This window comes from Halomonas sp. SpR8, assembly GCF_031010195.1.
Taxonomy (GTDB): Bacteria; Pseudomonadota; Gammaproteobacteria; order Pseudomonadales; family Halomonadaceae; genus Vreelandella.
This window is the reverse complement of the sequence record NZ_JAUAMC010000002.1, coordinates 515,750-534,213: the sequence shown is the minus strand read 5'-3', so window position 1 is coordinate 534,213 and position 18,464 is coordinate 515,750. Positions and strand designations below refer to the sequence as shown.

At 57.2% G+C, this 18,464-nt stretch carries 18 protein-coding genes; 10 read left to right on the top strand and 8 right to left on the bottom strand.

Going from position 1 to position 18,464, the window contains the following annotated elements:
• Positions 1 to 455 precede the first annotated feature (455 nt).
• The 7 genes from rho to QT230_RS05755 all read left to right on the top strand — a co-directional run bounded on the left by rho (position 456) and on the right by QT230_RS05755 (position 7,251).
• Positions 456 to 1,715, top strand: coding sequence for a transcription termination factor Rho (rho, locus tag QT230_RS05785; protein WP_007111700.1), 1,260 nt, complete (start codon positions 456 to 458; stop codon positions 1,713 to 1,715).
• Positions 1,716 to 1,746: 31 nt separating this feature from the next.
• Positions 1,747 to 3,243 (top strand): 4-hydroxy-3-polyprenylbenzoate decarboxylase, encoded by a 1,497-nt coding sequence (ubiD, locus tag QT230_RS05780; RefSeq protein ID WP_308320632.1) that lies wholly within the window; start codon positions 1,747 to 1,749, stop codon positions 3,241 to 3,243.
• A 43-nt stretch (positions 3,244 to 3,286) separates the two neighbouring features.
• Complete coding sequence (locus QT230_RS05775; protein WP_308320631.1) at positions 3,287 to 4,027, top strand: FAD-binding oxidoreductase; 741 nt, start codon at positions 3,287 to 3,289, stop codon at positions 4,025 to 4,027.
• 60 nt (positions 4,028 to 4,087) lie between these two features.
• Positions 4,088 to 4,216: a hypothetical protein gene (locus tag QT230_RS05770; protein ID WP_308320630.1), complete on the top strand. Its 129-nt coding sequence runs from the start codon at positions 4,088 to 4,090 to the stop codon at positions 4,214 to 4,216.
• Between the two features lie 523 nt (positions 4,217 to 4,739).
• Complete coding sequence (locus QT230_RS05765) at positions 4,740 to 5,864, top strand: 3-deoxy-7-phosphoheptulonate synthase (protein WP_308320629.1); 1,125 nt, start codon at positions 4,740 to 4,742, stop codon at positions 5,862 to 5,864.
• A gap of 79 nt (positions 5,865 to 5,943) precedes the next feature.
• Positions 5,944 to 6,456 carry a DUF3087 family protein gene (locus QT230_RS05760; protein ID WP_308320628.1) on the top strand — a complete coding sequence of 171 codons (513 nt, stop codon included), beginning with the start codon at positions 5,944 to 5,946 and terminating at the stop codon, positions 6,454 to 6,456.
• 63 nt (positions 6,457 to 6,519) lie between these two features.
• A complete protein-coding gene (locus tag QT230_RS05755) occupies positions 6,520 to 7,251 on the top strand; it encodes an MliC family protein (protein WP_308320627.1) in 732 nt (243 codons plus the stop codon).
• Between the two features lie 12 nt (positions 7,252 to 7,263).
• Here the strand turns inward: QT230_RS05755 and QT230_RS05750 are convergent, their stop codons facing one another.
• Positions 7,264 to 8,334 carry a metal-dependent hydrolase gene (locus QT230_RS05750; RefSeq protein WP_308320626.1) on the bottom strand — a complete coding sequence of 357 codons (1,071 nt, stop codon included), beginning with the start codon at positions 8,332 to 8,334 and terminating at the stop codon, positions 7,264 to 7,266.
• 129 nt (positions 8,335 to 8,463) lie between these two features.
• Here QT230_RS05750 and gloA point away from each other — a divergent pair, with 129 nt between their 5' ends.
• Entirely contained in the window at positions 8,464 to 8,904 is a 441-nt protein-coding gene (gene gloA, locus QT230_RS05745) for a lactoylglutathione lyase (RefSeq protein ID WP_308320625.1), read from the top strand.
• Between the two features lie 119 nt (positions 8,905 to 9,023).
• The gene (locus tag QT230_RS05740; RefSeq protein WP_308320624.1) at positions 9,024 to 9,485 is read left to right on the top strand and encodes an META domain-containing protein; all 462 of its coding nucleotides are present in this window, start codon (positions 9,024 to 9,026) and stop codon (positions 9,483 to 9,485) included.
• Between the two features lie 9 nt (positions 9,486 to 9,494).
• On the opposite strand, the gene QT230_RS05735 is transcribed toward QT230_RS05740, so the two are convergent.
• On the bottom strand, positions 9,495 to 10,634 hold the full coding sequence (locus tag QT230_RS05735) for an FAD-dependent oxidoreductase (RefSeq protein ID WP_308320623.1): 1,140 nt from the start codon (positions 10,632 to 10,634) through the stop codon (positions 9,495 to 9,497).
• A gap of 26 nt (positions 10,635 to 10,660) precedes the next feature.
• Entirely contained in the window at positions 10,661 to 12,058 is a 1,398-nt protein-coding gene (locus QT230_RS05730) for a GGDEF domain-containing protein (RefSeq protein WP_308320622.1), read from the bottom strand.
• A gap of 99 nt (positions 12,059 to 12,157) precedes the next feature.
• Between QT230_RS05730 and QT230_RS05725 the strand changes: the two genes are divergently transcribed.
• The gene (locus QT230_RS05725) at positions 12,158 to 12,616 is read left to right on the top strand and encodes a transcriptional regulator (RefSeq protein ID WP_308320621.1); all 459 of its coding nucleotides are present in this window, start codon (positions 12,158 to 12,160) and stop codon (positions 12,614 to 12,616) included.
• Positions 12,617 to 12,637: 21 nt separating this feature from the next.
• Here QT230_RS05725 and QT230_RS05720 read toward each other — a convergent pair whose 3' ends face one another.
• The 5 genes from QT230_RS05720 to QT230_RS05700 are packed head-to-tail and all read right to left on the bottom strand — an operon-like array spanning position 12,638 to position 18,462.
• Positions 12,638 to 14,779, bottom strand: a complete 2,142-nt coding sequence (locus QT230_RS05720) for an FAD-dependent oxidoreductase (protein ID WP_308320620.1) — start codon at positions 14,777 to 14,779, stop codon at positions 12,638 to 12,640.
• A 58-nt stretch (positions 14,780 to 14,837) separates the two neighbouring features.
• A complete protein-coding gene (locus QT230_RS05715; RefSeq protein ID WP_308320619.1) occupies positions 14,838 to 15,452 on the bottom strand; it encodes a TIGR04282 family arsenosugar biosynthesis glycosyltransferase in 615 nt (204 codons plus the stop codon).
• Positions 15,442 to 16,164: a TIGR04283 family arsenosugar biosynthesis glycosyltransferase gene (locus QT230_RS05710; protein WP_308320618.1), complete on the bottom strand. Its 723-nt coding sequence runs from the start codon at positions 16,162 to 16,164 to the stop codon at positions 15,442 to 15,444. Before QT230_RS05710 ends, QT230_RS05715 begins: the two co-directional genes overlap by 11 nt.
• Complete coding sequence (locus tag QT230_RS05705) at positions 16,151 to 16,783, bottom strand: ATP-binding cassette domain-containing protein (protein ID WP_308320617.1); 633 nt, start codon at positions 16,781 to 16,783, stop codon at positions 16,151 to 16,153. Before QT230_RS05705 ends, QT230_RS05710 begins: the two co-directional genes overlap by 14 nt.
• The gene (locus tag QT230_RS05700) at positions 16,780 to 18,462 is read right to left on the bottom strand and encodes an ABC transporter permease subunit (protein ID WP_308320616.1); all 1,683 of its coding nucleotides are present in this window, start codon (positions 18,460 to 18,462) and stop codon (positions 16,780 to 16,782) included. Before QT230_RS05700 ends, QT230_RS05705 begins: the two co-directional genes overlap by 4 nt.
• Positions 18,463 to 18,464 lie beyond the last annotated feature (2 nt).

The window sequence follows — 18,464 nt, the reverse complement described above, 5'->3', positions numbered from 1 at the left end:
ATCGCGGCGCTTGACTACCATCGAACAACTGGCCTGATCTGACCTGGTTAGTTAGTGTGTCCACAAGCGCTTCGCTGTTGAGATGACTGACGTTTATATCTCTTATCGTTTAGATAAATCATCTTGCATGTGTTGTTCAAGTACGGCACCTTGGTCACCCCAGACGTTACTTACTATTATCCTATTAGCGTCAGCCAGATTTCCAAGTCGTCAGATAGCCCACTGGTTTAGCCACTTTTCTGTGTCAACCAGATTTAACAACTGTCAGCACCCTCGAGTTGAACCTTAATGACGACACGCACTAATGTTGTTAGTTAAGATCAACCCAGTTCCTTTCATTTCGAGCGCGTGCCACTACCGGGGTCTGAACGCATCACACGGCGTCACTTTCACGCCTCCTGTCATACTCCCGGCGCCTGGCGCCCAGCTTCCATGAGCAACTTTCTAACACACCGATGAATCTCACTGAACTCAAGCAAAAAACCGTTCCCGAGCTCCTCGATATCGCCCGTGAAATGGGTATTGATAACTTGGCCCGTTCGCGCAAGCAGGACATCATTTTCGCCATCCTCAAGAAACACGCCAAAAGTGGCGAGGATATTTATGGCGACGGTGTGCTGGAAATTCTTCAGGATGGCTTCGGCTTCCTGCGTAGCGCTGACAGCTCCTATCTCGCCGGTCCCGACGATATCTACATATCGCCTTCGCAGATCCGCCGTTTCAATCTGCGCAAGGGGGACTCCATTTCCGGTAAAATCCGTCCGCCGAAGGAGGGTGAGCGCTACTTCGCCCTGCTGAAGGTCAGTCAAATCAACTTTGACCGTCCGGAAAATGCCAAGCACAAGATCCTATTTGAGAACTTAACGCCGCTGTTCCCAGACGATCGTATGCGTATGGAGATCGGTAATGGCTCCACGGAAGACCTGACCGCGCGGATCATCGATCTAACCGCGCCGATTGGTAAAGGCCAACGTGGTCTGCTGGTATCGCCGCCCAAGGCGGGTAAAACGCTGATGTTGCAGAACATCGCGACCTCCATCACGCGCAATAACCCAGAGTGCCACCTGATCGTATTGCTGATCGATGAGCGCCCTGAGGAAGTGACCGAAATGTCGCGCACCGTGCGTGGCGAAGTGGTGGCGTCGACCTTTGATGAACCGCCTGCGCGTCACGTGCAAGTGGCCGAGATGGTCATCGAGAAAGCCAAGCGCTTGGTTGAGCACAAGAAAGACGTGGTCATCCTGCTCGACTCGATCACCCGCCTGGCGCGTGCCTACAACACCGTGGTACCCAGCTCCGGCAAAGTACTGACCGGTGGTGTCGATGCCCATGCCCTTGAGAAGCCGAAACGCTTTTTTGGTGCGGCGCGTAATATCGAAGAGGGTGGCAGCCTGACAATTATCGCTACGGCGCTGGTGGATACCGGCTCCAAGATGGACGAAGTCATCTTCGAAGAGTTCAAGGGTACCGGTAATATGGAAGCCCACCTGGACCGCAAGCTGGCTGAGCGTCGCGTATTCCCGGCAATCAATATTCGTCGTAGCGGCACCCGCCGTGAAGACCTGCTGGCCTCTGAGGATGAAATGCAGCGCATGTGGATTCTGCGTAAGCTGCTTAATCCGATGGAAGACACCGCCGCCACTGAATTCCTGATTGACCGTCTGAAAGATACCAAGACCAATCTTGAGTTCTTTGAAGCGATGAAGCGCCGCTAGAGCGGCGCACTCGCCAGCCAGGGAGCGTGCCTTGAAGTATAAAGACTTGCGCGAGTTCATCGCTGCGCTTGAAGCGCAGGGTGAACTCAAGCGTATCCACGTCGAAGTCGATCCTTACCTGGAAATCACCGAGATTTGCGACCGTACCCTGCGTGCCGGTGGCCCGGCGTTGCTGTTTGAAAATGTCAAAGGCCACGATATGCCGCTGCTGGGCAATCTGTTTGGCACACCCAAACGGGTGGCATTAGGCATGGGCCAAGACTCGGTAGAAGCGCTGCGCGAAGTGGGCAAGCTGTTGGCGTTTCTCAAAGAGCCTGATCCGCCTAAAGGTTTGAAAGACGCCTGGGACAAGCTGCCGATCTTCAAGCAAGTACTCAGCATGGGGCCCAAAAACGTCAAGCATGCGCCGGTGCAAGAGGTGGTATACGAAGACGACGAGGTCGATCTTGGCCTGCTGCCCATTCAGCACTGCTGGCCTGGCGATGCGGCGCCGCTGGTCACTTGGCCGCTGGTGATTACCAAAGGGCCGCACAAGAAGCGCCAGAATCTAGGTATTTACCGGCAGCAGAAGATTGGTAAAAACCGCCTGATTATGCGCTGGCTCTCCCACCGCGGCGGCGCGCTGGATTTTCTGGAATTCCAAAAAGCCCATCCTGGCGAGCCTTTCCCGGTCGCCGTGGCGCTTGGCGCCGACCCAGCGACGATTTTGGGTGCCGTGACGCCAGTGCCGGATTCGCTCTCTGAGTATGCCTTTGCGGGCTTGCTGCGCGGTTCGCGTACCGAGTTGGTGAAGTGCGGCCACGCCGATCTTGATGTGCCTGCGTCTAGCGAGATTATCCTCGAGGGCTTTATCTACCCGGATGATATGGCCGCGGAAGGCCCCTTTGGTGACCACACCGGTTACTACAACGAGGTTGACCACTTCCCAGTGTTTACCGTCACGCGGATGACCATGCGCCGCGATGCGATTTACCACTCGACCTATACCGGGCGTCCGCCGGATGAGCCGGCAATTTTGGGCGTGGCGTTGAACGAAGTATTTGTGCCCATTCTATGTAAACAGTTTCCCGAAATCGTCGACTTCTACCTACCGCCCGAGGGCTGCTCTTATCGCATGGCAGTGGTCACCATGAAGAAGCAGTACCCCGGCCACGCCAAGCGCGTGATGATGGGGGTTTGGAGCTTCCTGCGCCAGTTTATGTACACCAAGTTTGTGATTGTGCTGGATGACGACGTGGACGCGCGCAACTGGGAGGATGTGATCTGGGCGATCACCACCCGTATGGATCCTGCCCGGGACACCGTGATGGTCGAGAACACACCGATCGACTATCTCGATTTCGCCTCGCCGGTCTCTGGCCTTGGCTCGAAGATGGGGCTTGATGCTACCAATAAGTGGCCGGGAGAAACTGATCGTGAATGGGGCACCCCGATAGTGATGGACGATGCCGTTAAGGCGCGCGTGGATGAACGCTGGGAAGCACTGGGCATTGGCCTAGAATTGCCTCCCCCGCGCCACGGCGGTTGAATATAGAGAGCACCGCTGACCGAATTTGCAAAAAGAGGCTTTCATGAGTGCAAGGACGTTGACTTGCCAAGTCACCGAGGTTGAGAACTTAAACCCCGATGTGTTTGGTGTAACACTAGCTGGGCGAGCCGAAGCCATGCAGCATGCGCCGGGGCAGTATTTGGAGCTTAAGCTGGACGACACCACCTGGGTGCCGTTTTCAATCGCCAGTGCCGATCGTGGCGATGGCGTCATTGAACTGCATATTCAGCACTGGCCGGAGCGAGACAACTCTGCGCGGCTGCGTGAACTGCTGCAAGTCGCCAACCAGCTCACGCTGCGCCTGCCTGGCGGTGATTGCGTGCTCGATAGCGAGAGCGACAGGCCACTACTGCTGATTGCTGCGGGGACAGGATTTTCGCAGATGAAAGCCATTGTTGAAGCCGTGCTGCACGAACAGCCGGAGCGAGAAATTTCGCTCTGGTGGGCGGCCCGCGAACACCGCGATCTCTATTTAGAGCAACTGGCCAGCCACTGGGCGCAAATCCACGCCAATATCTCCTTTCATGCGGTGACCGAATCACCGTTAGAAGAGCCATTGGCCGCAGGCGAGCGAATTATCCACCACCTGGGGCGTATTGATCATGTGTTAGAAAGTGCAGATATCACGCCAGATACCCACGACGTGTATATCTCTGGTTCGCCCAACATGGTCTACGCCTGCCTGGACGCGCTGGACACAAAAGGCACTAAGCTGGAGCGGGTGTTTTCGGATGTGTTTGCCTACGCACCGCGATCTACTTAACATGGCCTCAGGTTTTTGACACTCCCTCTGATATAGCGTTGATAAAAAAAGGAGGCTAACATGGCCCATCACAACGAAAACTTTAAAGACGATTCTGGCTTTGTCGCCATTTTTTTAGGCGTGGTTGTTTTGGTCAGCATGGCAGCGCTGCCCGCCACTATCGGCTGGGTTCAAGCTTTTAGCGGTTGAGTGTTGCCATTTGCAATGCTTACAGGCAGGATTAACCCCAACGCCATTGCGGCGGCCAGATATCACTCTGTCCACAAACCGGAAATAATGATGCAAACAGTAGCGTGCTTTCAAACTGCAACAACGCTGCCAGCCATGGCAGGGTTTAGCAGTGCGCGCGTGGCATCTTATTGGTATTGGTTTAGCCCCGGTGTGCCCTTGGCCGACGCCTAACGTCGCGCCACCAGGCACACCACTCGGTTGCCTGCCGCAAGCACAGAAGCCCCGGTCGGTAACCCCACCGGGGCTTCTGGTGTTTTTGGGCTCGCTATTTCAAGACGGGTTTATTGTTCATCGTTATTTCATTAAGGAGCAGCATCATGATCTATCGCGCACTGACTAACGTTTTCGCTACCGGCTTTATGGGTTACGGCTATAGCTGGCGATTTAGCGACGCGCGGTCGGTGCTAGCTGCCACCTCCGACCGTGTGCAATTGGGTGGTCACCTAGTTAAACGATGTCACACGCTTACGGAGAGTTAATCATGAATGCGCCTATCAGCCCTGTTGCAAATAGCTCTGTTGCAAATAGCCCTGTTGCAAAGAGTCCTACTGAAAACACTGCTCACGCCAAATTGCCACATACAACGGCAGCCGTTTCTATCTCACAGAAACTGCCTACGCCCGCTGAACTTCGTCAGCGTGTTGCGCTAAGCGACCCATTGAGCGCGCAAATTGCCCGCCAGCGTCACGCCGTACAGCAAATTTTAAGTGGCCACGATGACCGCTTGCTGGTCGTGGTTGGACCCTGTTCCGTACACGACCCCGATGCAGCGCTTGAGTACGCCGACCGTTTGGCGGCGCTAAGTGAAGAAGTGAGTGAGCATATTTTGCCCGTCATGCGCGTCTATGTTGAAAAACCGCGCACCACCGTGGGTTGGAAAGGATTGGCCTATGATCCCGACTTGGATGGCTGCGGTGATATGCCCCGCGGTTTGGCGCTCTCACGTGAATTGATGCACGCGGTCGCCTCCCGCGGCCTGCCCGTGGCCACTGAGCTTTTACAGCCGATGCTGGCGCCTTACCTGGATGATTTGTTGAGTTGGGTAGCGATTGGCGCGCGCACCACCGAATCGCAACTGCACCGTGAGCTGGCCAGCGATTTGAGGGCTGCGGTGGGGTTCAAGAATGCCACCAGCGGCGATGTTCAAGTCGCCATTGATGCCATGAGCGCGGCCGCTCATCCCCACCAGCGTTTCGCAGTGGATGCGCACGGCCATCCTATCGTCCAGCAAACCGCAGGCAACGCTCACACCCACGTGGTTTTGCGCGGGGGCCACGGTGAGCCTAACTACCAGGCAAATCATGTAAGGGCAGCTACCGCCGCGCTGCGTACTGCCGGGCAAAACCCACGCCTGATGGTGGACTGCAGCCACGCCAATGCCCGCAAAGATCATCGCCGCCAGAGTGAGGTGATGCTGGATGTATTGGCGCAGCGTCAGGCGGGTGAGGCCAGTCTGGTAGCGCTAATGCTGGAGAGCCACCTGTTCGAAGGCAAACAGCCCCTCAAGCCTGGTGCCATGCGCTACGGCGTCTCGGTCACCGATGCCTGCATAGGTTGGGAAACCACCGAACATCTGCTCAAAACAGCGGCAGAGCGCTTGGCTTAAGTGACTGACTAACGCTATTACTTGTTTGCCCTGGTCAGCCCCGTATCATAAGGCTTTTGAAGAAACGATGAGGCTGGCCATGGTATTTACCTTAGAACATCACGACCCCGAGACCTACCGCCGCAAAGCCCGCATGATCAGCTTCGCCATGGCGGGACAGCTGATTATTTTTGGCCTCCTATTCTCGATGCTTCTAACCTCCACCTTTGGTAGCAGCCTGTGGCTCAACGCCCTAGGCGTGCTACTCGGGCTGCTGGCCACCAGCGCGCTATTTGCCGTTCTGCGTGAGCGCCCCTGGATGGCCGAAATGCGCTATGTCTGGCAGCTCAAGCATCACCTTTCCCAAGTCAGTGGCTACCTCACCACGCTGCGTAAAGCGGTGGAAGAGAATAATCGTGTGGCACTGGATCTGCTCACTTTCTATCATCAGGGGATGGCGCAGTTGGCTGAGCTGAATGGCCGCACGACTGATGACGACTCAGAACGGCTAGCGGAAAAAATGCAGGTAAAAATCAAACGCGAGGAGCAGGGGTTACCCCCTCAGGTAGAGAGTTTCGATACTCAAGACCTGCAAGCTTTTAAGCGTAGTTAGATACACGTATCTTAAAATACTGGTAGTTATATATACAGTTAGCAATACAGGGAGCGCGACGCGATGAATAGTCTAAAAAAACGAGTATCGGCGATGGCTGCCATGGGACTTGCGGTGGTGTTGACTGGCTGTGCGACAACGCCTTCGCCAGAAACCGCGGCAGCCAACCAAGCCACCTTGGATAACCGAGCCCCTTTTCTGCCCTCGGCACTATTTCCCGGTTCGGCCTCACAATTTACCGCTTGGCAGTGTGAGCCTGCACGACAGAATTTAGTGACCGCTACTAATACCAATGATCTGCGCCTTTGGTCGTTGCACGGCGCGTGGCGACTACCCCAAGCGGTAGTCGCCAGTGGCGCCCGCTATCAAGACGGCGAGATTAGCTTTTGGAACCGTGGTGACCAGGCCCTGGTCGAGACACCTCGCGGCCAGTTACAGTGCTCTCAGGCTGAGCAGCGCACAGCGCTAACACGCGTTGAACGGCCTGGTGTCATGTTCTTTGGTCAGGGCAATGAGCCGGGGTGGTCGGTGGCATTAGCGCACGATACGCCAACGCTGACAATGGAAACGAACTATGGGGAAGAAAGCATTAAGCTGCCCTATATGGTCAGCGTGATGGATAACGAAGCCGGTCGGGTGGTAATTGAAAATGCCGACGTTGAGCCCTTTTTCCGCGTGCGTATTGAAGCTGGTGCCTGTTTTGACAATATGAGCGGCAAACCCTTCCCCGCCCGGGTTACGCTGACTTATGGCGGGGAGCAATATAGCGGCTGTGGTCAAGGTATTGCACCCTAATAAAGGGGTAGCTCAGCAACGATAGACAACACGCTCGGCCCGCCACTCATGCGCCTCGAAATCGCTGGCGCACAGGATCGAGGTGTTACCTGCGGCACGAGCGGCGAGACGCGATAGCGTTTCTATCTGAATGCCACGGGTATTCTCGAGCTGTTCGCTTACCGCAAGCGGTACCCAACGTTCGTCCTCTAACGTTGCTAGGGTAAAGCTAAACGGATGAAAACCCGGGAAGCCGAGTCGAATATCGGTGGCGACCAGCGTTTCTTTTCCATCCAGAACCCGCGTCTCATAGCGTAAAAAAGAACCCGCAAACCACGTTAAACGCTCTCCATGTTGGCTGGCCAAGGCGGACTCCTCTAGTTCAGTGTTACGAACCAGCGGCTCAAGACGCGGCTGACGGTCGTCGTCAAACACACTGATCAGGCTTTCATAATAGCGGTCACCGTCAATCACCGTGGCACGCCATAGCACAATGTTAAACGGCGTTGGTTGTATCAGTAGGGGAGCTTCCTCCAGTCCATGCTCCGCCAGCGCCGGGGCAAGGCGTTGCTCCACCGTTAACTTAGCCCCAGCGGCCATCACAAGGTAAACACAAGTGATCGCTAATCCCCAAGCGCACGCCTTCATTACTCGCTGTGATACCAGTGCAATCCCAAGCGCAATCAGTAATGGAAGGGTGTAGAGCGGGTCGATTATAAAAATAATCGGCCATGCCGCTGGGGGCAGGTCAAGCGGCCAAAGCAGCTGCGTGCCGTACGTGGTGAGCGCGTCGAGCAGTGGATGGGTGATCAGTATTAGCGTAAAGAAGCTCCACCAGCGGGGCAGGCTGATATCTTTTACAGGAGCAAATCGCGTGCACAACAGTGCCAATAGGGTAGCTAACCCGGTGAGCACAAAAAGCGAATGGCTAAAGCCTCGATGCTCGGTGACATTAGCTACAGCATCGCCATAGTCCAACGCTACATCAAGATCGGGCAAGGTGCCCAGTACGGCGCCGATTAGGATGGCCTTGCGCCCTAAGCGCTTGCCCAATACGGCACCGCCAATGGCTGCGCCAAGCGCGGCTTGAGTGACTGAATCCACAGGTTTCTCCGACGGGTAAACCCAGCTAAGATAAAGGGTATTATTTAATTATACAGCGTTGCAGCGATTTATTTCCGCTGTCACGTTTTTGTAAAGTATGACTAGGATGTTTTTCTTTCAGGAGTCGATATGCAATATCTACATACCATGGTGCGTGTCAGTGACTTAGATGCTTCGCTGCATTTTTACTGCGATCTGCTGGGTCTTAAAGAAGTGCGCCGTAAAGAGAACGAGAAAGGACGCTTTACGCTGGTGTTCCTGACCGCGCCGGAAGACGAGTCGCGCTCAGAGCGCCTCCCCGCACCGGAATTAGAACTGACCTACAACTGGGATCCTGAAGAGTACTCCGGCGGGCGTAATTTCGGCCATTTGGCCTACCGCGTGGACGACATTTACGCGCTCTGCCAGCACCTTCAAGACAACGGTGTGACGATTAATCGTCCGCCTCGGGATGGCCACATGGCGTTTGTTAAATCGCCGGATGGCATCTCTGTTGAGCTGCTCCAGAAGGGTGATGCGCTGGAGCCGCAGGAGCCCTGGGCCTCAATGGAAAATACGGGTAGCTGGTAAGAGAACGTTGTGAAAAGCCCATTGTTAATGGCTTGTTGTTAAGGGCTCGTTGTTAACAACTGTTTTCAAAACTTTTTTTAAGAACCAGCGGGTAATCGTTAAACAAGGAAAAGATCATCATGACCATGAAAGGTTGGCGTTTACTGCCACTGTTAGCCTCGGCTGCGATGCTGTTAAGCGCCTGTAGCAGTGCGCCTGGACCAGAATCGACACCGCAAGACGGATCAAGCGGCTCTTCTCTCTCGGGGGCTATTGTCGATCAGAGTTGGAACCTGCTGCTGGTGGGTACCGACGAGCGGCTCTCCATGCCGCAAACGCCTTCTTTCCAGATTTCCAAGGACGGCAAGGTTAGCGGCCACGACGGCTGTAACCGCTTTACCGGGCAAGTCACCCTGGGCGACAACCAACGTATCGAGTTCAGCGAGCTGGCCACTACCCGCATGGCGTGTCCACAAATGGGCGATGCAGAGAAGGTGACCGATATGCTGGAGACCGCTTATCGTTATCTGATCGATCACGACCGGCTGGTATTTTTCGGCCCGGATAGTCGGGTCTTAGGCGGCTGGCGCGAGTCGAACTAAATTAGCCAGTCATCCCTCAAAAGGCGGATTGAAGCGGGCGATAAAGCGCGCATCAATCCGCCTTTTCCATTGCCACACCCACCTGCCGGAAAAGCCCATGGCGCCGCGACTGGCAATGGCGCGGCCGCCACCGGTGCCGATCAGTGCCAATACGCGCTTTGGTGGCTGCCAGGGGGCTAGGGGCTCACCATGGCAGGCTCGACGTAGGTTGTCCGCTAAGTGGGGGCCCATACGCACTGCATATACACCTGCGTTGGGTAGCGCAGGGGTAAATGCAGCACAGTCGCCAGCGGCGAAAATATTCGGCTGACCGGTGACCTCCAACGTGTTGTCTACGCGGATAAAACCGTGCTGATCCAGCGGCAGCGCAGTGCCCGCCAGCCAAGAGTGGCCGACAGCCCCCGTTGCCCACAGCACGATATTTGCATCGATGCGTTTACCGTCCTGGGTTGTTATACCGTCTTCGACCAGTGTTTCGCCGCGTTGCTCACAGTGAACGGTAATACCTGCTTTTGATAGCGCACGCTTTGTAAGCCAGCGTGGTAAGCGCCCGGCATCCGGCAGCAGTTCCTTCGCGGCGCTGAGCAGATGCCCCTGCCAGTTAATATCCGGGTGCTGTTGGCGCAGTTGAGCCAGCACGCTCATCAGGGTTTCACAGCCCGCAGCGCCCCCGCCAACGCCCACGACCCGTTGGGCGCCATCGCTGGGTAAGTGGCTAACGTCGTGCTGCAGCGCCTGCCAACGTTGGTGCAAACTGCTTAATGGGCGCATGGCGAGTAGCTTGGGGAGGCTCTCTCCAAGCTGTTTGGGAGGCGTCAGGGTCGAGCCGATATTGAAGGAGGCCACGTCAAAATTAACGCGCAGTCCGTTCGCCAGCGCTACGTAACGCGCCTGGGTATTGATGCTACTTGCTGGGGAAAGTATTAATCGGGCGTTGGCCCGTTGGCTTAACGCCGCCACGTCGATCTGTGTATCGCGCAGCGCACACTCTCCCGCTAGCCAAGCGGGTATGCTGCCAGAGTAAGCTGCTAAGGGGCTATCGCTCACCACGGTAATTGAAATGTCTGAAGCAGGCTGTTGGGCAAAGGCTTCGAGTACCAAGGCGTGGGCATGGCCCGCACCAATCAGTAATAATTGCTGCATGGGCATCGCCTTTAGAAAGAGACACTGAGTGTTTAGCAGACAAAGACTTGGTTTTTACCCGCCATTTTGGCCAGATACATGCCTTGATCCGCCCGTTCAAATAGCTGGCGAGGCTGGTCGCCGGGCTGTAATAGGGTCAGTCCGATACTAACCGTTAAATGGCCGGCGATGGGAAAGGTGTGTTGCTCCACGCTGCGGCAGAGCCGGTTAGCCAGCTTCAAGCTGGCGTCTTGGTCAAGCTCCTTGGATATGATGACGAACTCTTCGCCTCCCCAGCGACCAAGGTGGTCATTAGCTCTCAGCGTCTCCTGCACTAACTGCGCTATATTACACAAGATATCATCCCCGATTGCATGGCCATAGGTGTCGTTAATATTTTTAAAATCGTCAATATCAAACATCAACATGGCGAAACTGACGGACGAATCGATCAAATCCTCGATCACCAGCTCGGTATAGTAGCGGTTCCAGCATTTTGTTAGGGGATCGGTATGGGCTAGACCCTCAAGGCGTTGATTTGTCTTGGTTAACTGACGATTGAGGTGAACGACCTCCTGGGCTGTTATGGCCACTGCTATATCGTCAGCCAGCTCTATGATCATGGAAGCTTCCAGAGGCATCCAATAGCTTAAGGCGTCTTTAAACTTTGTATCAGCCACTAGCACAGGGAGAAGCGGCTGCTGGCGAAACAGTATCAACCAGCCTAGAGAGGCATTCGCGACACTAAGAGGGGCAGCCAAGCCGCCTTGGCAACTGCCAACCAGCTCGGCAATTTCGTCATGGGCGTTCTGCTGGTTCAACTGCTGTAATTGATGCAGTAGCCGGAGCTTGGAGGGGCATTCGCCAAAGCAGTGGAGATCGCCCTGATAAGCCAGCGCTATGCCTTCGGCCTGAAAAATATCGCACCAGCTGGCGCCATGATGCTGCAAAATATCGTCGATGGAGGTGAGTCGTTTAATATCCCGGGAGAGCAGTCTGCGGCGAGACTTTAAACCTGATTGGCGAGCGGCCATGCGCTCTGCTTTTAACAGGCGTAAACGCTGGGATGCAATGTCGACGAGTAGCTGGATCCACTCGCCAGGCCCAGCGTGAACCGCAAGTGGATGACCAATATACCCCCACACCTCATGTTCGCCCTTTAGCTCATAAAGTTGCAGGTCTGAAGCAGCGAGGTCGTCGTAACAGCGAATGGTGAGCAGATCGTGATGGGAGGCCAGCGTACTTTCCAGCGGGTAACAGTATGCCAACCGGAGATCGTCTGTGCTTAAGCGGCGATATATTGCCACTGGTTGACCCTGGGTAAGCGCGTGGAGCGTTTTAGCCAGCAATTCAAAAAGCTCCAGAGGCGTTGCCGAGCCACATAGTAGCGCCAGCTTTTGGCACAGGTTGTCGAGATTTTGCCCCGATGGAGATAGTGTGCCACTCATCATGAATGACTCCTCAAGCGCCGCGCTTCAGCGTTTAGCATAGCCACTCGCCCGGAACTGCTAAGCGAAAAATCGAAATTGAATTAATGATTCAATCAAAAGGTGAACCGTTATTCAACTATTATTGAACAATCGCTTCACATTGGCGGCATGAATGAAAAACAGATGTTCGCCGAGCGATTAAAAAACGCCATGAAAACAGCCGGGTACGATGTACGCTCCTCTGTTCTGGAGCGTGAATTCAATCTGCGCTACTGGGGAAAGCCGATTACGTATCAGGCGGTCAGACGCTGGCTGCGCGGCGATTCCATTCCCAGCCAGGAAAAACTTCAGGTATTGGCACACTGGCTGTCAATTGATCCTCACCAATTACGCTTTGGTGGCGTTGCACAGCCGTCCATCAAGGAGCCGTCGGCCGTTTGGGATATTTCTTCCAGCAACGAAGAGCGACGCTTATTAGCGCTATATCGCCGCTTGCCTACCGAGCAACGTAAGGTCGCTCTAGAGGTGATGGAGACGTTTGTGAAAGCCTATTCAACGACAGATAGCCCAAATAAATAGATGCCACCCTGGGAGTGGCCGCTATGACTCGCCGCGCCGCCAGTTGAAGTAGCGCTTGAGTAACGCCAGTACCCGTTCGGGTTTGTGGGCGTTCTTCCATACGCCAGCGGTAGCCTTGGCGGCTTCCCCGAGCGTGGGGTAAGGGTGAATGGTGCCGAGTAGTTTGTTGAGGCCCAGGCCGTGTTTCATGGCGATGGTGAATTCACCCAGCCATTCGCCAGCATTCTCCGCCACGATGGTCGCCCCGAGAATCTTGTCCCTGCCCGGCACGGTGAGCACCTTGATAAACCCCTCGGTGGCGCTTTCGGCAATGGCGCGGTCACTGTCTGCCATGGCGTAGCGGGTTACCTCGAAGGCGATATGTTTCTCCCTGGCTTCCTTCTCGTTCAGGCCGACCCGGGCGACTTCCGGCTGGACGTAGGTGACCGCGGGCATGTACCGATAATCGACGGCAAAGCTTTTCAGCTCGCCGAACAGCGCGTTAACCGCCGCATGCCAGGCCTGGTGAGCAGCCGCGTGGGTCAACTGGTAGGGCCCGGCGAGGTCACCGCAGGCCCAGATATTGGGCAGTCGGGTTTGCAGTCGCTCGTTAAGCTCCAGCATGCCGGTGGGGGTTGTGGATACCCCTAGCGCTTCAAGGCCTAGCCCTTCGATATTGGCTTGGCGGCCGACACTCACCAGTAGATAGTCGAAGGCCATTACCGAGCGCTCCCCCTGATGCTCCACGGCCAACTGATAGCCTGACGCGTCGCTGATAACTTCCAGTGCTTTGCTGTCGGTCATCACCGTGACACCCTCGCTTGCCAGGGTGTTTTCGACGGCCTCGCCGACCTCCTGATCCTCCCGCCCCAGCAATTGAGGCATGCCTTCCACCAGCGTGACCTGGCTGCCCAGACGGGCAAAGCTCTGGCTAAGCTCACAGCCAATCGCACCGCCGCCGAGTACCACCAGCCGCTTGGGTAATTCTGTCAGTGACCACAGGTTTTCAGAGGTGAGCACGGGCGCGTGCTCAATACCCGGCAGCGACGGCACCTTGGGGCGGGCGCCGGTGGCCAGTACGATATGGCGGGCGGTAAGGGTTTTTTCGCCTACCTGAACCTCCCAGGGTGAGGTCAGGGTGGCGTGGTCCTGATACACCTCAACGCCAAGTTGGGTATAGCGCTCGACGCTGTCATGGGGCTCGATATCGCGAATCGCCTGATGTACATGTCCCATGACCTTGGCGAAGTCGATCGCTGGTTCGCTTGCCGTTACGCCGAAGCGTGGTGCGGTGCGAATCTCATGCGCGGCGCGGGCGGCGCGTATCAATGCCTTGGACGGTACGCAGCCGGTATTCAGGCAGTCGCCGCCCATCTTGTGCTTTTCGACCAATGCCACCTTGGCGTTGACGGCGCTGGCGATATAGCTGGTCACCAGCCCGGCGGAGCCGCCGCCAATGACGACAATGTCGTAGTCAAAGCGCGCTGGCCGGGTAAAGCCTTTGTAGGCCTTGCGCTTCTGTACCAGCAGCACAATGCGCCGGGCGATCCAGGGGAAAATCGCCAGTAGCGCAAATGACGCCAGCAGCGTCGGTGAAATGATTCCGCCGAGGCTTTCAAGCTCGCCCAGTTGCCCGCCGGCATTGACGTAAATGGCGGTACCGGGAAGCATGGCGACTTGGCTCACCCAATAGAAGGTGGTGGTTTTAATCCGCGTCAGGCCCATCACCAGGTTGATCATGAAGAAGGGAAACGCCGGGACTAACCGCAGGGTGAACAGATAGAGGGCACCGTCGCGTTCGACACCGCGATTGACGGAGGCAAACTGGCGCGGGAAACGCTTTTCAATTGGGCTACGAAAGAGAAAGCGCGAGAGTAAAAAGGCTAGCGTGGCGCCCATTGTGCTGGCAAAGGAGATGATCAATAACCCCCAGCCCAGCCCGAAAAGCGTGCCACCCAACAGCGTTAGCAGCGTCGCCCCGGGGAGCGATAGCGCGGTCATCACCACATACACGGCGAAAAAGAGACCCGCTACCTGCCAGGGGGATTGATTGAACGCCGTCTGAAAGTCGCTCTGGTAGGCTTTGAGGGTGTCAAGGGTAAACCACTGGTGGGCGCCGCTTAGGAAAAAAGCGCCGATGGCCAGGATGAGTAGCGCTGCCATCAGTAAACGTTGTCGGGTCACGGTCATCTCCAGCGAAAACATGTCAGGGTAGGGATCAGTGGGCGTGCAGCGTGTTTCCTTACACCGAGGACTTGATGGTTTGCCAGCGTTGCCAATCTTGCGGTCGGTCAACGTCCCATACGGTGGCGGGGTAACTGGCGTGAAGGCCGAGTGTTTCAATACGTTGCCGGGTCGCGCTAAGCACCCTGTCGCTTCCCCAGGGAATCAGCTCAAACAGCCCCGGATAGTCGCGGTGGGTGCCAATCAGCCCATAGCCGCCGTCCTCGGCAGGAAGCATGACTACGTCATGGGTAGTGAGCTGCTGCGCGCAGGTCGTGATTAGGTCGCTGGTGATGCTCGGGCAGTCGCTGCCCATCACCATGGCGGGGCCGCAAGCGCTGTTCAGCGCGTGACGAATGCGGTCTCCCAAATTGCCTTCAGGCTGGGGGGCGAGCATCACACCAAACTGCTCGTGCAGCTCGCCAAACAATGGGTGAGTGTGATCGAGTGCTGACCAGAGCGTGATGTGGCCCGCAGGCAGCGCATGGCAGGCATTGGCCACGCAGTGGCGTACCAGCTCCGCGTGGGCGTTGGCGGCACCCTCTGCCCCCAGTAACGGCGTCAGGCGCGTTTTCGCCTGCCCCGTCAGCGGCGCTTTGGCCAGCAGGTGCAGGTGGGGCGTGTCAGCGGGCATCGCGATACTCCTTGGCCAGTTGGGTGGCGCTAACGCCGCGCCAGTAGCGATAGCGCAGTCGCCACATCAGGCGAATGGTTTGCCAAGCGCCGCATTGATCCCAGCGCCTGCCCGAGCTTATCACTTTCGCCGTCAGGCAGGCGGGGCGCGATACCCGTTTGAGCCGTTTGCAAAGCTCGATATCTTCCATCAACGGCTGTTCGGGGAAACCACCGACTGCTCTGAAGGCGCTGGCGCGCACAAAGATGCCCTGGTCGCCGGTGGCGATGCCAGTGAGCCGCGAACGCCGGTTCATCATCCAACTCACCACAGGCAGCCAGCGGCTACGGCCTGAGAGCTTGATAGCAAAGTGCCCCCAGGCGTGGTGGTCAAGCGCCTGGGTTATCTGCTCAACGGCATTCTCTGGTAGGTAGGTATCGGCATGCAGGAATAGCAACGCGGGGGCGCTGGCGTGCTGCGCGCCCAGGTTCATTTGCCGTGCTCGCCCGGAAGGGCCACTGAGTACGCGGTCAGCCAGCGGTGTGGCGATGCGAACGCTGTCGTCGCTGCTGCCGCCATCGACCACAATGATTTCGATGCCTTGGCTGCCCAACGATGGCAGTGCCGTTAAATGGTGCGCCAGGGCAGCTGCCTCGTTGAGCACCGGTATCACGATGCTGAGGTGAGGCGTCTTTTCAGCCGAGTTTTCAACAAAGCTTTCAACCGAGTTCAATCACCGGCCCTCCCGCTGCCTTGGCATCCGCGTGGTCATGGGTGACCAGCAGCGCGGGGAGGCCCGCGTCGCGTAGCTGGCGGAATACCAGCGAGCGCATTTCCTGGCGTAGTGCCGTATCCAGTTTGGAAAACGGCTCGTCGAGCAGCACCGCGCGCGGCTGGGAGAGCAGCAGGCGCATCAACGCCACGCGCGCCTGCTGGCCGCCGGAAAGCGTGGCCGGGTCGCGGTCCTCATAGCCGGAAAGCCCGACTTGGTCTAGCGCCTGGGCAAGCTGCGCCTGTTTGTTGGCCGTGCGCTGGGGGAGGCCAAAGCGCAAATTGCCGCCCACGCTCAAGTGGGGAAACAGCAGTGGGTCCTGAAATAACAGCCCCAGACCGCGTTTTTCAGCAGGCAGGGTGTCCAGGCGCTGTTTATCAAGGTAGAGCTGCCCTTGGGCCTTGAAGGCGGGCGACATAAACCCCGCCAGGTAGGCCAGCAGGGTTGATTTACCCGACCCGGAAGGGCCCATGACGGTGAGCACTTCCCCGGGCGCAATGGCTCGATCGATAGCCAGCAGCGTTTCGCCATGCAGCGTGATCTGTACCTGCTGGATGAGCAGCGTTGGGTTCAGTGTCATGCAACACCTCGCATCTGGCGACGTTTGGCCCAGGCCAGGCGCGGTATCAATAGCGCCAGACTAAAGCCGATAAAGGGAAGCAGTGCCTGGAGCAGTGCAAGGACGGCGATGAGACGTCGATTGCCCCCCGATGCCATGGCCACCGCTTCGGTGGTGATGGTGGGGACGCGCCCACCGCCGAGCAACAGCGTGGGTAAATACTGGCCGATACTCACCGCCAAACTGACCGCGCAGGCGGTAAGCAGGGGTGCCAGCAGCAACGGCAGGCGCAACCGCCAGAAGGCCCGCCAGGGTGAGGCACCCAACGAATGGGCAACCTGCACCCAGCGCGGGTCCAGGCGTCGATAGGCTTCCGAGAGAGACAGGTATAAATAAGGCGCCACGAACAGCAGGTGGGCGGCAATCACCAGCGCCATCTGGGGGCGAACGTTAATGCTTTCTGCGGCGACCACCAGGCCAAACAGAAAGGCGACCTGGGGAACAATCAGCGGCAGATACAGCAGCCACTGGGAGCGGCTAACTGGCAAATGATGGCGTACCGCATTCTCAAGGGTTGCCACCACCATCACCGCGGCCATCAGCGTGGCGACTAGCCCCACGCTGAGCGTATTCAGCAGCGGGGTGGTGACACTTGGCAAAATGCGTTGCCAGTGATCCAAGGTGAAGGTGCCGGGCAAGGCATCAGGAAAGCGCCAGAAACCGGCGACTGAAAAGATGATCAACCCACCAATCGCGCTGATGGCCAGCAGCGTCGTGGTGGCCAGCAATAGTCGGCCGCCAACGGCAATCACCATCGTCCCCGTGTTGCGTGCACCATTGACCAACCAGCCTTGGCTGACCCGCTTGACGCACTGCTCGCCAAGCCACCAGGTCAAGAGTGCCGCAAGCGTGACGCCGAGCTGCAATACCGCACCGGCGGAGGCCATATAACGGTGATCCAGGTCAGGGTCGTTGAACCAGCCAAGAATCGACACGCTCAGCGTGGGCGGCAACGTCGGGCCGAGAATCATGGCCATATCGACCACCGAGGTGGCGTAGGCAATCACCGCATAGACCGGCAGCCGAATCAACGGATACAGCACCGGAAAGACGCTTTTCAGCCAGGCGATGTTCGCCGAGTAGCCGAGCGAGCGCGCCAGGGTGACGCGCTTTTCCGGGTCCAACTGGGGTAGCGCCGCCAAGCACATCAAGAGTAGAAAAGGCACTTCTTTGAGCACCAACCCGGCCATTAGGGAAAGCCCCAACGGGTCGTTGACGATGAGGACGTCTGGTGGGCGCTCCCAGTCGGTTAACCCAGGGGAGATCCAGCGCACGAACAGCCCGGAAGGGGCGATCAGAAAGGCCAGGCCAAAGGCGACTGCCGCATGGGGTATTGCCAGCAGCGGCGAGACCAGCCGCCGAATGCCGCGATCCAGCCAGGTGCCTCGGCTGGCCGCCAGAAACAGTGCCACGATGGAGAGTGCCACCAGGGTGGTGATCAGTCCGCTTGCGTAGCTCAACAATACGGAGCGGTATAACCCAGGGCGCTGCCAAAGCGCCTGCCAGGCGTCAAAATGAAACGTCTCGCCGCCGAGTACCGGCAAGTAGCCAAACGCCGGGAGGATAACCATCAGCAGCCCCGCCGCTAATGGCACCACCAGCACGCTGATCAATATCCATGGGGCCAGGCGAAGCGGCATGG